Annotated in this window: 14 protein-coding genes; 11 read left to right on the forward strand and 3 right to left on the reverse strand. The window is 31.3% G+C overall.

The features are described from left to right. Positions 1 to 31 precede the first annotated feature (31 nt). Positions 32 to 1,852 (reverse strand): T9SS type A sorting domain-containing protein, encoded by a 1,821-nt coding sequence (locus tag RHP49_05710; protein WNH13751.1) that lies wholly within the window; start codon positions 1,850 to 1,852, stop codon positions 32 to 34. A 117-nt stretch (positions 1,853 to 1,969) separates the two neighbouring features. On the opposite strand from RHP49_05710, the gene RHP49_05715 reads away from it, so the two are divergent. Then, positions 1,970 to 3,262 carry an aminopeptidase P family protein gene (locus RHP49_05715; GenBank protein WNH13752.1) on the forward strand — a complete coding sequence of 431 codons (1,293 nt, stop codon included), beginning with the start codon at positions 1,970 to 1,972 and terminating at the stop codon, positions 3,260 to 3,262. A 63-nt stretch (positions 3,263 to 3,325) separates the two neighbouring features. On the opposite strand, the gene RHP49_05720 is transcribed toward RHP49_05715, so the two are convergent. Next, positions 3,326 to 4,648: an aspartate kinase gene (locus RHP49_05720; GenBank protein WNH13753.1), complete on the reverse strand. Its 1,323-nt coding sequence runs from the start codon at positions 4,646 to 4,648 to the stop codon at positions 3,326 to 3,328. A gap of 252 nt (positions 4,649 to 4,900) precedes the next feature. On the opposite strand from RHP49_05720, the gene RHP49_05725 reads away from it, so the two are divergent. The 4 genes from RHP49_05725 (at position 4,901) to RHP49_05740 (ending at position 7,029) form a co-directional block, all read left to right on the forward strand. After that, the gene (locus RHP49_05725; GenBank protein WNH13754.1) at positions 4,901 to 5,557 is read left to right on the forward strand and encodes a hypothetical protein; all 657 of its coding nucleotides are present in this window, start codon (positions 4,901 to 4,903) and stop codon (positions 5,555 to 5,557) included. 43 nt (positions 5,558 to 5,600) lie between these two features. Beyond that, complete coding sequence (locus RHP49_05730) at positions 5,601 to 6,377, forward strand: alpha/beta hydrolase (protein ID WNH13755.1); 777 nt, start codon at positions 5,601 to 5,603, stop codon at positions 6,375 to 6,377. Between the two features lie 61 nt (positions 6,378 to 6,438). Then, a complete protein-coding gene (locus tag RHP49_05735) occupies positions 6,439 to 6,705 on the forward strand; it encodes a hypothetical protein (GenBank protein ID WNH13756.1) in 267 nt (88 codons plus the stop codon). Between the two features lie 72 nt (positions 6,706 to 6,777). Continuing rightward, the gene (locus RHP49_05740; GenBank protein ID WNH13757.1) at positions 6,778 to 7,029 is read left to right on the forward strand and encodes a hypothetical protein; all 252 of its coding nucleotides are present in this window, start codon (positions 6,778 to 6,780) and stop codon (positions 7,027 to 7,029) included. On the opposite strand, the gene thiL is transcribed toward RHP49_05740, so the two are convergent. Continuing rightward, complete coding sequence (gene thiL, locus RHP49_05745; protein ID WNH13758.1) at positions 7,019 to 8,065, reverse strand: thiamine-phosphate kinase; 1,047 nt, start codon at positions 8,063 to 8,065, stop codon at positions 7,019 to 7,021. The genes RHP49_05740 and thiL overlap by 11 nt on opposite strands. A 215-nt stretch (positions 8,066 to 8,280) precedes the next feature. Here thiL and RHP49_05750 point away from each other — a divergent pair, with 215 nt between their 5' ends. From RHP49_05750 to RHP49_05775, 6 genes are all read left to right on the forward strand, one after another. Further along, on the forward strand, positions 8,281 to 8,610 hold the full coding sequence (locus tag RHP49_05750; GenBank protein ID WNH13759.1) for an iron-sulfur cluster assembly accessory protein: 330 nt from the start codon (positions 8,281 to 8,283) through the stop codon (positions 8,608 to 8,610). 15 nt (positions 8,611 to 8,625) lie between these two features. Continuing rightward, entirely contained in the window at positions 8,626 to 10,074 is a 1,449-nt protein-coding gene (sufB, locus tag RHP49_05755; protein ID WNH13760.1) for a Fe-S cluster assembly protein SufB, read from the forward strand. A 6-nt stretch (positions 10,075 to 10,080) separates the two neighbouring features. Further along, complete coding sequence (locus tag RHP49_05760; protein ID WNH13761.1) at positions 10,081 to 10,464, forward strand: hypothetical protein; 384 nt, start codon at positions 10,081 to 10,083, stop codon at positions 10,462 to 10,464. Between the two features lies 1 nt (position 10,465). Continuing rightward, positions 10,466 to 11,218, forward strand: a complete 753-nt coding sequence (gene sufC, locus RHP49_05765) for a Fe-S cluster assembly ATPase SufC (protein WNH13762.1) — start codon at positions 10,466 to 10,468, stop codon at positions 11,216 to 11,218. A 151-nt stretch (positions 11,219 to 11,369) separates the two neighbouring features. Then, positions 11,370 to 12,683 carry a Fe-S cluster assembly protein SufD gene (gene sufD, locus RHP49_05770; protein ID WNH13763.1) on the forward strand — a complete coding sequence of 438 codons (1,314 nt, stop codon included), beginning with the start codon at positions 11,370 to 11,372 and terminating at the stop codon, positions 12,681 to 12,683. A gap of 87 nt (positions 12,684 to 12,770) precedes the next feature. Continuing rightward, the gene (locus RHP49_05775; GenBank protein ID WNH14383.1) at positions 12,771 to 13,985 is read left to right on the forward strand and encodes a cysteine desulfurase; all 1,215 of its coding nucleotides are present in this window, start codon (positions 12,771 to 12,773) and stop codon (positions 13,983 to 13,985) included. Positions 13,986 to 14,056: the final 71 nt, after the last annotated feature.

Here is a 14,056-nt window from a genome sequence, read left to right on the forward strand (position 1 = left end):
GTTTTAAAAAAAGTGTTTTTAATACAGCTAATTATTCAAAAACAATTTTCTTAGTAATCATAGAATTATCTGAATGTATGTTTACAATGTAAATTCCTTTAGATATTCCTGTTAAAGTAATTGTTTGTATTCGAGATGAATTGGAAATATTAATATTAGATATTAATCGTCCACTAACATCATAAATAACCACCTTTTCTAGATTAATAAACGATTCATTCTTAATATAAAATTGCCCAGAACTTGGATTAGGATAGATACTAATGGCTTTATTTAATTCTTTATCTTCAACATTTAAAGGACATGAGTATGTTACCATAGGAGATTTAGTATCGAAACATGAAAAATTAGAAGGGAAACTCGATTCACTTCTACTTTGTACATCATTTGCTGCTGTAATATTATTAACGGATAATATTCGCTGCTGTTCACTTAATCCAATGGCGTAATGCATCACATCATTTCCGTTATTAACAAAAGGCGAATTATCTATTACATGAGCTAACTGATGTGCATGTCCTAATTCATGAAGAGCTACGCTTTCAAAATCAATTTTAGCCCCTTGGCCTCCTACCCCATAGTACCAATCTTCTCCATCATCAAAAACGATATCGATTTCAGCTGTAAACACTTCAAAATCTTCTGCGGTAAATCCACAGCCTGAAAAAGAATAACTTGCCTCGCCTAAAGTTCCTTCTGGTAATTCTGACCCTACATCAAACCTTATTATATTTACACCATTTGAATCATTAGAAACGGTATTACCAATAGTAAAATTTACACCTGTTTCGCAACGCCATGTATCTAACGCAGTTAAAAACGATGTTTTTGCAGCTGTATTTGCATTAAAACTTGTTTGCATATTAAAAATATAACCTCCACTTCCATCATTATTAACGTGTCTTGTTTGGTAAGCATAAATATTTCCAGAATTACTAGGTACTTCGAACTCACCATTAATTTCTGAATAAGGAATTGTTAAATCTTCAGTAGATATTATACTATTTGAAGCATTATCAGCCACCATAATCTTTCCAGTCCCAGCTCCAGATGGCACTTCGACAGTAATTGATGATGCAGACCAAGTAACTTGAGTGTCTAAAGCATCAATAAAAGTATCACCTCCATCATCGCCATTACTAAAACTTACTTTGCCTTTATCTATCCCAAAATCGCCTGTAGAACCATCTGGAATAGTAATTGTAATTATTGACTTTGTACCAGCCGTTATGGTAGTTGGAGAAAAACTAATAGCACTAGGAACTAATGTTTGACTTGTTTTAGAAAAAGTTTTCTGGGTAGATAAATTAGATAATTCAGTATACTCCGTTTTTGTATATAACTTAATATCATCATATAATGAATTTGAAGTACTTTTTCCAGACTTAAATGGATGCATTACAGTGCCCTTATTTAAATTATATTTATAAAACCCTTGCAAAGAACTATATACTGTAAATTTATTTTTATCAGACACCTTATTACTTGAAATCACATTGTTTTTATGCAAAGTAAAAATACCCAAATCACCCTTATTCAACTTTAAATTAGGTACAATTAATTGACTTTGCATTCCTATTGTACCTCCACGAGTAATGACTTCAATAGTATTGAAAAGTTCTCCTTTAAAAACCTTATAAACTTTAATGATATTAGATGTATATATCTTACCATTATCTTCATTCCAAAATGACTTTTTTGATATTACTTCACCTTCTACAACTAAGCTAGAATTCTCAATCTGTTGCTTTAAAGATATTTTTCGAAGTAATTTCTGAGCACTTAAATTAGAAACACATACAAAGAAAAAACATAAAGCTAATATTATTTTATATGTTATATCTCTTTTCATGATAATCGAAAACAATTTTATTCAATGATTGTAATATTATCAAATATAACAATTATTAATATATAATTTATTTAGCTTTGTTATTAGTTTACTTATTTTTAATATCTTAAAACTTATATGAAATACTCACCAATACATAATCTACTCTTTATTCAAAACAGAAAAAACTTTGTATCCAAAATGAAACCTCTAAGTTTGGCTGTTTTCAACTCTAACGATATTTATCCTATTAGTGCAGATAGCACCATGCCTTTTCAGCAACACAGAGATATTTTTTATTTAAGTGGTGTAGATCAAGAAGAAAGTATTTTAGTACTTTTTCCTGATTGCCCAAAAGAAAAACATCGTGAAATCTTATTCTTAAAAGAAACCAATGAGCATCTCGCTATATGGGAAGGTGAAAAACTAACTAAGGATGCTGCTTATGCCACCAGTGGAATAAAAACTGTTTATTGGTTGCAAGACATGGAAAAAATCATGTATGAATTGATGACTCAATGCGATACTATTTATATAAATACAAATGAGCATTATAGATCATCTGTTGAAACTGAAACTAGAGAAGACCGTTACACTAAATGGTTAAAAGACAAATATCCTGCACATGCTGTTGCCAAAAGCGCTACTATTTTACAAAATCTACGTTCTGTTAAAAATCAAATTGAAATAGACTTAATACAACAGGCTTGTAATATTACAGAAAAAGGATTTCGTCGTGTTTTAAACTTTTTAAAACCTGATGTTTGGGAATATGAAATAGAAGCAGAATTTATGCATGAATTTTTGCGCAATCGCTCAAAAGGATTTGCTTATAGTCCAATTATCGCTTCGGGAAATAATGCCAATGTATTACACTATCTTGAAAACAATAAACAATGTAAATCTGGCGACTTATTATTACTAGATGTTGCAGCTGAATATGCCAACTATTCTAGTGATATGACACGAACAATTCCTGTTTCTGGTCGATACACACAACGACAAAAAGACGTTTATAATGCTGTTAATAGGGTGAAAATAGAAGCTACAAAAATGCTAGTTCCTGGAACTGATTGGGCTAATTATCATATTGAAGTGGGAAAACTAATGACTTCTGAGCTTTTAAGTTTAGGATTACTTAACAAAGCCGATGTGCAAAATGAAAACCCCGATTGGCCTGCTTATAAAAAATATTTCATGCACGGAACTTCTCATCATATGGGTCTTGACACACATGATTACGGCATTTTAACCGACCCAATGCAGGCTAATATGGTATTTACTGTTGAACCTGGCATTTATATTCCTGAAGAAGGTTTTGGTATTCGTTTAGAAGACGATGTTGTTATTCAAAATTCTGGAGCACCTCTTAACCTAATGAAAAATATTCCTATTGAGATTGAAGAAATTGAAGATTTAATGAATTCTTAAAAAAATAAAAGAGGGTTGTATTTTAAAATACAACCCTCTTGCTAGCAATACTAAATTTGTATTTTATAGAGTGACTAATTCAAATAAATAATCGTTTAGTTTTTGCAGCGTATTAATTTTATCTTTTGAGTTTATTAATAAGGAAATATTATTATTACTTCCTCCATAAGAAATCATTCTAATTTTTATATCCTGTAATATTTGAAATAATTTATAGGTGTTTTCATGAGCAACTACTGAGTGACCAACCAAACAAACAATACTTTGATTTTTATCTACTTCTACTGAAGAAAACCGCTCTAACTCAGCCACTATTTTATCTAAGTTTTTATCATCATCAATTGTTAATGAAACTGCTACTTCAGATGTTGTGATCATATCTATAGACGTCTCATAAACTTCAAAAATTTCAAATACTTTTTTTAAGAAACCATGAGCTTGTAACATTCTGCCAGATTTAATTTTTATGGCAATAATATTATCTTTTGCAGCTATAGCTTTAATTCCGTTTTCAGATGTTTTACTAGAAATTAAAGTACCATAAGCCTCTGGATCCATGGTGTTTTTTAACCGCACAGGAATACAATCTTCTCTAACAGGAGTAACTGTTTGCGGATGTAATATTTTAGCACCAAAATAAGCTAATTCTGCAGCCTCATCAAACGATAAATTAGAAATTGGTTTTGTGTTTTCAACATATCTTGGGTCGTTATTATGCATCCCATCAATATCGGTCCAAATTTGCACTTCTTCAGCTTTAATAACGGCTCCTATTATTGTTGCTGTATAATCACTTCCGCCACGTTGCAAATTAGAAACTTCATCATTAGCATCTAAACAAATAAATCCTTGAGTAATATATATATCTGAAGATTCGGCTTGGCCTAAAACAGTTGCAAAATGTTCTTTAATATATTCAAGGTTAGGTTCTTTTGCACTATCAATACGCATAAAACTTAATGCTGGTAACAATGCTGAACGAATACCTTCTTGTTTTAAATATGCATTAAACATATAAGTTGAAAGTAACTCACCTTGTGCAACAATATTATTTTCTAAAACAATTGTAAAAGACTTATAAGTACATTCTACTAAAAAATTAAAAACACTAGACACATAATCTTTAACGTTTTTATTTAAATCAGTATTCAATATAAGACCATCAATAGTCTTAAAGTAAGCTTCATGTAAACTGTTAATCTTTTCAATGGCTTCATTAGGAAGCTTCTCTTCTATATCTTTTGAAATGGCAACTAGTTGATTTGTTGTACCAGACATCGCTGATAGTACAACTACCTTTTTTTTACCGTCGTTAATAATATTTTTAACGTTACATATATTTTCAATGGAACCAACTGATGTGCCCCCAAATTTCAATACCTTCATTTTCATTAATTTGAGCGCTAAACTATAACTAGTTTATATAATAAAGATATTTATTTAAAAAAAAGTTTATTTTTGCACAAACTGTTAAATAATTAACACAAGCATTTTGTTTTAAACTTTAAAACCAGAAATTAACTTTGCAAAAAGGCTAAATGCTATCATTAGTAGATGAACCATCCATAACTAAATCCTGATATATAAAGGAATACTTAAATGGATGTTTCATGTGACCAAAACAATAAAAATAAACACATGAAAACGGTATCAAATTGTGTTGAAGACATTTTAATAACACAACCTTACTTAGAAGAAGCACTATCTAGAAACATTATAAACTTTAGTGCTTTGGCAATTGAATTAACTGAACCCATTAGTAAAATGCTAAAAAAACCGGTAAAACCAGGAGCAATTATGATGGCTTTAAGACGTTATAATCCACCTGTTACTTTAGGAAATTCAATAAAAATGAAAAAGGTTATTCAAAATTTAGGCGATATAACGGTTCGTTCCAACCTTACTGATTTTACGATTAAAAATTCCGATACTATTATTGATAATCACTCTAAAATTTTAAATAAAATAAATCAAGAGACGAAACTATTTTACACATTCACAAGAGGTATTCATGAAAGTAACATTATAATTTCTAGCATTTTAGACGACTTTACTCGTGAATGTTTTAAAAACGAAACATTTCTGGCAACACAAGATGGACTTTCTGCCATAAGCGTTAATCTGCCACAAGACAATTCTAAAATAGCAGGTTTATACTATCAATTTTTTAAACGATTGGCTTGGGAAGGCATTGTGCTTTATGAAGTCATTTCAACAACAAACGAATTTACAATCTTAGTTGAGGAAGAATTTGTAGATAAAGCTTTTTCTGCTATAAAAAAGGTGAAGGCTTAAAAAAATTGAAACTCTGACTTACAGTTCTTACGAAAAACAAAATATGAACTTAATTTACAAAGGCACAACTATTTTTTATACAGATGATGGTACTGGAAATATGGTAGTATTGCTACATGGCTTTTTAGAAAATAGTAATATGTGGCTTCCGTTTATTCCAGCGTTATCAAAAAACAATAGAGTTATTTGTATTGATTTATTAGGTCATGGAAAAACAGATTGCTTAGGATACGTTCATAGTATGGAACTCATGGCCGATGTTGTTCACGCTGTTCTTTCTCATTTAAAAATTAAAAAAGCAACTATTATTGGGCATTCTATGGGTGGCTATGTGGCACTTGCTTTGGCAGAAAAAAAACCAAATTTAATAAAAGGTTTATGTTTAATGAATTCTACGGCACAAGAAGACTCGTTCGAAAAAAAGAAAAACAGAGACAGAGCCATTCTAGCAGTAAAACAAAACCACAAAACATTTATACGACTTGCTATATCAAATTTGTTTAGACCAAAAAACAGAACCATTTTTTCTAAGGAAATAAAACAAATAAAAAAAGAAGCATTACAAACACCTTTACAAGGAATTATTGCCGCCTTGGAAGGCATGAAAATCAGAAAAAACAGAACCTTTATATTATCTAATAATAGCTATAAACAAATGATGATGGTTAGCAAAAAAGATCCTGTATTAAATTATGATAGCTTAATAAATCAAACAAAAAACACCCAAGTTAAAGTTGTAGAATTTCCAGATGGACACATGAGTCATATTGAAAATAAAAACTATTTCTTACAAGAAATTATTCATTTCATCGAAAAATAAAGCTTTTGAACTATTTTTTGTGTAATTTTTTTATATATTTAGGTTCTAAATATTTTTCATCATGAATAATAAATCTGAACAACTTACTTTAATTCCAAAAATATACTGTAGTCTTTTTGGTCATGATTATCAAGTTACAAAAAAAGTTACTTACCATGTTAAAGAATATACGTGTTGTCATTGCAAAAAACAATTAACTACAAACAGCAATGGAAAATTAATTGAGCTAACACCTAAGTTTAAAGAAATTAATGACATCCTTGAGCGCATTCACTCCAAAAGAATGATGCGTTTAAAGAGAAAAACAATCACTTCGTCGATTTATTAATGCCTTATTAAAAATTAACAAATCTTTTTTAATACATTATTACGCTCTAATTGAAGCTAATAAAAAAAGTAAATGAAAAACATTCATTGTAAGATGTTTGGTCATGATTTTCAAGTAACAAGAAATGTGACCTATCATGTTAAAGAATACACCTGTAAAAACTGCAAAAAAGAACTCACTACAAATAGCAGTGGTAAATTAACAGAGTTAACACCTAAATTTAAAGAAATAAACGACGTATTAGAACGTATTCACTATAAACGCAAATTGAAAACTTCTGAACAAACCGTTACAAATAACAACTTATTGGTTTTTAGTCATTAATACTCTTCCACCCTTGCGCTTTAATAGGTATTTTAGTTTCTGCTCTTGTAACTAAGTCAATGCCATCATTAGCTTCTTTAATAAAGCCAATTACAGTAAAATTTGGATTTGCTTTAATTTTAGGAAAATCTGCTTGAGAAATAGTAAATAACAATTCATAATCCTCTCCGCCATTTAAGGCAACTGTTGTGCTATCGATATTAAATTCTTCACATGTAGAAATAACTTGAGGATCTAAAGGTATTTTAGACTCATATAAATCACATCCCACATTACTCTGTTTACATAAGTGTATAATTTCAGAAGACAAGCCATCACTAATATCAATCATCGATGTTGGTTTAACCTCTAAATCTTTAAGCAACTTAATAATATCTTTACGAGCTTCTGGCTTTAATTGACGCTCCATTAAATAAGAATAAGGTTCTAAATCTGGTTGATTATTAGGGTTTACTTTATACACTTCTTTTTCTCGTTCAAGTATTTGTAATCCCATATAAGCAGCTCCTAAATCGCCAGTAACAACGAGTAAATCATTTGGTTTAGCTCCGTTTCTATATACTTCATTATCATCTTCAACTTCACCAATAGCAGTTACAGAAATTAACAAGCCCGTAGTTGATGATGTAGTATCACCTCCTACTATATCAATATTATAAATATTAGCAGCCGTTTCAATACCTGCATACAAATCTTCAAGTGCTTCAAGAGGAAACCTATTAGAAACCGCTATTGAAACAGTAACCTGTGTAGCTATTGCATTCATAGCATACACATCTGAAAGATTCACTACAACCGCTTTGTAACCTAAGTGTTTTAATGGCACATAACTTAAATCAAAATGAACACCTTCAATAAGTAAATCGGTGGTTACAACAAGTTTCTTTTTATTAAATTCTAAAACAGCTGCATCATCACCAACACCTTTAATTGTTGACTTCTGTTTAATCTTAAAATTTTTAGTTAAATGATCTATAAGGCCAAATTCTCCTAAATCACTTAGTTGTGTACGTTGCTGATTTTTATCTTCTATCATGCTGCAAAAATAAGAAGCTTATTTTACAAACGTATAACTTTTAGTAAATATGCTTTAAAATCATTTTATTAATAAAATTAACATATAAGCAGTCACTTTCTACATCATAACAAAAACCTATAAAACTATATGCTAATATAATGTTAGGTTGTATGGAAATCCATGACTTATATTGTATATTTGCAGTCTATTTAGACAAAATCTAATTAAAGATTATGATAAAAGTTTCTGATACAGCTAAGAAAAAAGTTATTGAGCTTATGCAAGATGATGGCTATAACCCAACTATAGACTTTGTGCGCGTTGGTGTTAAAAGTGGAGGTTGTTCTGGTTTGTCCTACGATTTAAAGTTTGACAAAGAAAATAATGATGGTGATAAAGTTTTTGAAGATAATGGTGTTAAAATTATTATTGACAAAAAAAGCTTTTTATATTTAATAGGAACAACACTAGAATATTCTGGTGGATTAAACGGAACAGGATTTGTATTTAATAATCCTAACGCAAACCGCACATGTGGTTGCGGAGAATCGTTTTCATTATAAAAAATAAGAAGCATTATGTCAAAGTATACAGAAGACGATTTACGCGAAGAGCTTAAAACCAAAGAATACGAATACGGTTTTTATACCGATATTGAATCTGACACATTTCCTATTGGTTTAAATGAAGATATTGTACGTGCCATTTCTAAAAAGAAAGAAGAACCACAATGGATGACCGACTGGAGATTAGAAGCCTTTAAAGCTTGGAAAGAAATGACTGAGCCAGAGTGGGCAAATGTGCATTATAAAAAACCAGATTTTCAAGCTATTTCCTATTATTCGGCTCCTAGTAGCAAACCAAAATATGATAGTTTAGACGAAGTAGATCCTGAATTATTAGCAACTTTTGCTAAACTGGGAATTTCTATAGATGAACAAAAAAAATTATCTGGGGTTGCTATGGATGTTGTTATAGACTCTGTCTCTGTAGCTACAACATTTAAGAAAACACTAGGTGAAAAAGGTATTATTTTCATGAGTATTTCGGAAGCCATAAAAGAGCATCCAGAGCTTGTTAAAAAATATTTAGGAACTGTAGTACCACAAAAAGACAATTTTTATGCCGCTTTAAATAGCGCTGTTTTTAGTGATGGAAGTTTCTGCTACATTCCAAAAGGCGTACGTTGCCCTATGGAACTATCTACTTATTTTAGAATAAATCAAGCAGGTACAGGACAATTTGAAAGAACGCTTGTTATTGCTGATGAAGGCAGTTATGTAAGTTACTTAGAAGGTTGTACCGCTCCAAGTCGCGATGAAAACCAATTACACGCAGCCGTAGTAGAGCTTATCGCTTTAGATGATTCCGAAATTAAATATTCAACGGTACAAAACTGGTACCCTGGAAATGCAGAAGGTAAAGGTGGCGTTTTTAACTTTGTAACCAAAAGAGGTTTATGCGAAAAAAATGCTAAAATCTCATGGACACAAGTTGAAACTGGTAGTGCTGTAACTTGGAAATACCCTAGTTGTGTATTAAAAGGCGATAATTCGGTTGGTGAGTTTTACTCCATTGCAGTAACTAATAATTATCAACAAGCCGATACTGGAACAAAGATGATTCACTTGGGTAAAAACACCAGGTCGACCATTATTTCAAAAGGAATTTCAGCAGGAAAATCACAAAACAGTTATCGTGGTTTAGTAAAAGTTAGTCCAAACGCAGATAATGCCCGTAACTTTTCACAATGTGATTCTTTATTAATGGGTAACGAATGTGGTGCACATACATTTCCATATATAGAAGCTAAAAACAAGTCGGCTAAAATTGAGCACGAAGCCACTACCAGTAAAATTGGTGAAGACCAAATTTTTTATTGCAACCAACGCGGTATTGATACCGAAAAAGCCATTGCCTTAATTGTAAATGGTTTTAGTAAAGAAGTATTAAATAAACTTCCTATGGAATTTGCTGTTGAAGCACAAAAATTATTAGAAATAAGTTTAGAAGGAAGTGTAGGTTAAAATAAAATGAAAAAATCAATAATTCTACTTATATGTTTTTTAGCCATTTTAAGCTGTAAAAACGAAACGAAATCTAAAGCAGTTAATCAAAATAATGAGTTAACCTTGCTAGAAGGCGAGTTCGTATTTTATGATGGTGCAGCTGTTCTACAAACACCTACCGAAATTTATGGTGTGTTTATTACAGATAAAATCCAAGAATTAAATAAGCAGGCTAAACAATACCAAAAAGCACCAACAGATATGGTTAAGGTTGAAATAAAAGGTAAAGTTTCAACACAAAAAGACGATAAAATTCTTTGGGACAATAAAGTAGAAATTGTTGAAATATTAAATATATCAGCATCCAATCAAGTAGATAATAACGTAGTAAAATTAGGAGAACAATAACATGTTAAAAATTGAAAATTTACACGCCAGTATAGAAGATAAAGCCATTTTAAGAGGCATTAATTTAGAAGTAAAACCAGGAGAAGTGCATGCTATTATGGGACCAAATGGTTCAGGAAAAAGCACATTGGCTTCGGTTATTGCTGGAAAAGAAGAATATGAAGTTACTAATGGCTCCATTCTTTTTAACCAAGAAGATATTAATGAACTAGCTGCTGAAGAGCGTGCTCATAAAGGTGTGTTTTTATCATTTCAATACCCCGTAGAAATCCCTGGAGTTTCTGTCACAAACTTTATAAAAACAGCTATAAACGAATCTCGTAAAGCTAAAGGATTAGAGGATATGCCTGCGAAAGACATGCTAAAACTAATTCGTGAAAAAGCAGAGTTGTTAGAAATTGATAGAAAATTTTTATCACGCTCATTAAACGAAGGATTTTCTGGTGGTGAGAAAAAACGTAACGAAATTTTTCAAATGGCTATGTTAGAACCCAAATTAGCCATTCTTGATGAAACTGATTCTGGTTTAGATATTGATGCCTTACGAATTGTTGCAAATGGCGTAAATAAACTTAAAAGCAAAGACAACGCAGTTATTGTAATTACACACTACCAACGCTTGTTAGACTATATCGTTCCAGATTTTGTTCACGTACTTTACAATGGTCGTATAGTAAAATCTGGTGGAAAAGAATTAGCACATGAGCTTGAAGAGAAGGGCTACGACTGGATTAAAGAAGAAGTAAACGCATAGTTAGTTCGCAGTATCAGTATACAGTTTGCAGTTGCTTACTCAAGTTCTGATTACTCTTGCTAATCTATTAAATAATAAAACAGTTATAAATTATACAGATTTAGTAACACCTTTTAAGGCTTACTGAAGACTGACCACTGAAGACTGAAGCATGGATTTAAAAGAAAAATTATTATCATCCTTTTTAGTAGTAGACAATCAAACAGACGTAAATGCTTACGTTCACGATGTTAGAAACGATGCTATAAAAATATTTAAGGAAAAAGGCTTTCCCACAAAAAAAGAGGAAGCATGGAAATACACCTCTTTAAACAAAATATTAAAAGAAGATTATAGCGTTTTTCCTAAGCAAGAAAATGCTATTGAATACAGAGATGTCAAAAAGTATTTTATCCATGAAATAGACACTTATAATATTGTATTTATAGATGGGAAATATTCATCACACCTATCTAGAACGACACACGATGGCATGGATATTTGCCTTATGTCTTCAGCATTAACAAAACCAAAATACCGTTTAATTATTGAAAATTATTTCAATAAAGCGGCAACTACAGATAGTTTAACGTCTTTAAACACGGCTTTCGCAAGCGAAGGTGCTTACATATATATACCAAAAAACAAGTTGGTTGATAAGCCCATTCAAATTATAAATTTCTCTACAGGAACCGAAGCAGCAACTATATTGCAACCGCGCAATTTAATTGTAGTTGAAGAGAATTCGCATGTACAAATAATTGAGCGTCATCAAAGTTTAACCAATAATGCGGTTTTAACAAATAGTGTTACCGAAATTTTCACAAACAAACGTGCTATTGTAGATTATTATAAAATACAAAATGATAATACCAACGCATCGTTAATAGATAATACCTTTATAAAACAAAAACGAGAAAGTGTAGCATCAGTGCACACCTTTTCATTTGGTGGTAAATTAACACGTAATAATCTTAATTTCTATCAACAAGGAGAACGTATAGATTCTACGCTTAAAGGTGTTACAATTATTGGCGAAAAACAACATGTAGATCACAACACACTTGTACATCATATAGAACCAAATTGTGAAAGTCATCAAGACTATAAAGGCATATATGGAGAAAATTCAATAGGTGTTTTTAACGGAAAAATAATTGTAGAAAAAGAAGCGCAAAAAACAAACGCCTTTCAAGCAAACAACAATATTTTAATTAGTGATAAAGCAACTATAAACACCAAACCTCAACTAGAAATTTTTGCCGACGATGTAAAATGCTCACACGGTTGTACCATTGGACAGTTAGACGAAAGTGCTATGTTTTATATGCGTTCTCGTGGTATTCCAGAAAAAGAAGCTAAAGCACTTTTAATGTATGCATTTAGTAATAATGTATTAAGCTCGGTTAAAATTCAAGAAATAAAACAACGCATCACCAAAATTATCGCTAATAAATTAGGGGTTAATATTGGTTTCGATCTGTAAAATTATTTGAAGCTAATCCCGCTTTCGGCAGTCGCTCTCTGCGAGGAGCTTCAACAAATGCCTCAATCGGGGCTAGATATAAACGCTATGTTCAACGTAAACGACATAAGAAAAGACTTCCCCATTCTTTCGCGCAAAGTAAATGGTAAACCATTAGTCTATTTCGATAATGCTGCAACTTCACAAACACCACAACAAGTTATTGATGTAATTGTAGATTATTATTCAAATTACAATGCTAACATTCATCGTGGTGTACACACTTTAAGTCAAGAAGCAACCGATTTATACGAACAAGCACGTCAAAAAATTCAAAAACACTTCAATGCGAAATTCTCGCATGAAATTATATTCACTTCTGGCACAACCCATGGTATTAATTTAGTAGCCAATGGATTTTCATCACTTTTAAAAAAAGGAGATGACATTATTGTATCTGCATTAGAACATCATAGCAATATTGTACCATGGCAAATGCTTTGCGAAAGTACAGGGGCTAGTTTGAAAGTTATTCCCATGAACCTAGAAGGCGAATTGGTAATGTCTGAATTTGATAAATTACTTTCAAAAAACACTAAACTTGTATTTGTAAATCACGTATCAAATGCTTTAGGTACAATAAACCCAATAGAATACATTATAGAAAAAGCCCATCAAGTAGGCGCGGCCGTTTTAATTGATGGCGCACAATCTGCACCCCACATAAAAGCTGATGTTCAAAAATTAGATGTTGATTTTTATGTTGCATCAGCTCATAAAATGTGTGGACCAACTGGCGCTGGTATGCTTTATGGTAAAGAAGTATGGTTAAACAAACTACCACCTTATCAAGGCGGTGGCGAAATGATTGCCGAAGTTACTTTTGAAAAAACAACCTATGCCGATTTACCACATAAATTTGAAGCTGGAACACCAAATATTTGTGGAGGGATTGCTTTTGGAGCAGCATTAGATTATATGAATACTATTAGCTTTGATTCTATTGCTAAATATGAGAATGATCTTTTAGAATATGCTACTAAAAAACTTCTAGACATAGAAGGCTTAAAAATTTACGGTACTTCAAAACAAAAAACATCAGTCATTTCATTTAATTTAGAAGGTATTCATCCATATGATGTGGGCACAATTTTAGATAAATTAGGTATTGCTGTTCGTACTGGTCATCACTGCGCTCAACCTATTATGGATTACTTTAAAATTCCAGGGACTGTGCGTGCTTCATTTGCTTTTTACAATACCAAGCAAGAAATAGATACTTTGATAGCAGGTGTTAAAAAGGCAAAACTGATGCTTTCTTAAAATCAGTTTAAAACAAAATATCTACTCTCCTATTAAATTTTAGATTGGGTATCTTATCGAAGAATTTATGT

It is taken from the genome of Flavobacteriaceae bacterium HL-DH10, from assembly GCA_031826515.1.
Lineage (GTDB): Bacteria > Bacteroidota > Bacteroidia > Flavobacteriales > Flavobacteriaceae > Thalassobellus > Thalassobellus suaedae.

Excerpts from the sequence above, each read along its gene's own strand:
- RHP49_05710 (WNH13751.1), bottom strand. The coding sequence starts at position 1,852 with ATGAAAAGAGATATAACATATAAAATAATATTAGCTTTATGTTTTTTC.
- RHP49_05715 (WNH13752.1), top strand. The coding sequence starts at position 1,970 with ATGAAATACTCACCAATACATAATCTACTCTTTATTCAAAACAGAAAA.
- RHP49_05720 (WNH13753.1), bottom strand. The coding sequence starts at position 4,648 with ATGAAGGTATTGAAATTTGGGGGCACATCAGTTGGTTCCATTGAAAAT.
- RHP49_05725 (WNH13754.1), top strand. The coding sequence starts at position 4,901 with ATGAAAACGGTATCAAATTGTGTTGAAGACATTTTAATAACACAACCT.
- RHP49_05730 (WNH13755.1), top strand. The coding sequence starts at position 5,601 with ATGAACTTAATTTACAAAGGCACAACTATTTTTTATACAGATGATGGT.
- RHP49_05735 (WNH13756.1), top strand. The coding sequence starts at position 6,439 with ATGAATAATAAATCTGAACAACTTACTTTAATTCCAAAAATATACTGT.
- RHP49_05740 (WNH13757.1), top strand. The coding sequence starts at position 6,778 with ATGAAAAACATTCATTGTAAGATGTTTGGTCATGATTTTCAAGTAACA.
- thiL (WNH13758.1), bottom strand. The coding sequence starts at position 8,065 with ATGATAGAAGATAAAAATCAGCAACGTACACAACTAAGTGATTTAGGA.
- RHP49_05750 (WNH13759.1), top strand. The coding sequence starts at position 8,281 with ATGATAAAAGTTTCTGATACAGCTAAGAAAAAAGTTATTGAGCTTATG.
- sufB (WNH13760.1), top strand. The coding sequence starts at position 8,626 with ATGTCAAAGTATACAGAAGACGATTTACGCGAAGAGCTTAAAACCAAA.
- RHP49_05760 (WNH13761.1), top strand. The coding sequence starts at position 10,081 with ATGAAAAAATCAATAATTCTACTTATATGTTTTTTAGCCATTTTAAGC.
- sufC (WNH13762.1), top strand. The coding sequence starts at position 10,466 with ATGTTAAAAATTGAAAATTTACACGCCAGTATAGAAGATAAAGCCATT.
- sufD (WNH13763.1), top strand. The coding sequence starts at position 11,370 with ATGGATTTAAAAGAAAAATTATTATCATCCTTTTTAGTAGTAGACAAT.
- RHP49_05775 (WNH14383.1), top strand. The coding sequence starts at position 12,771 with ATGTTCAACGTAAACGACATAAGAAAAGACTTCCCCATTCTTTCGCGC.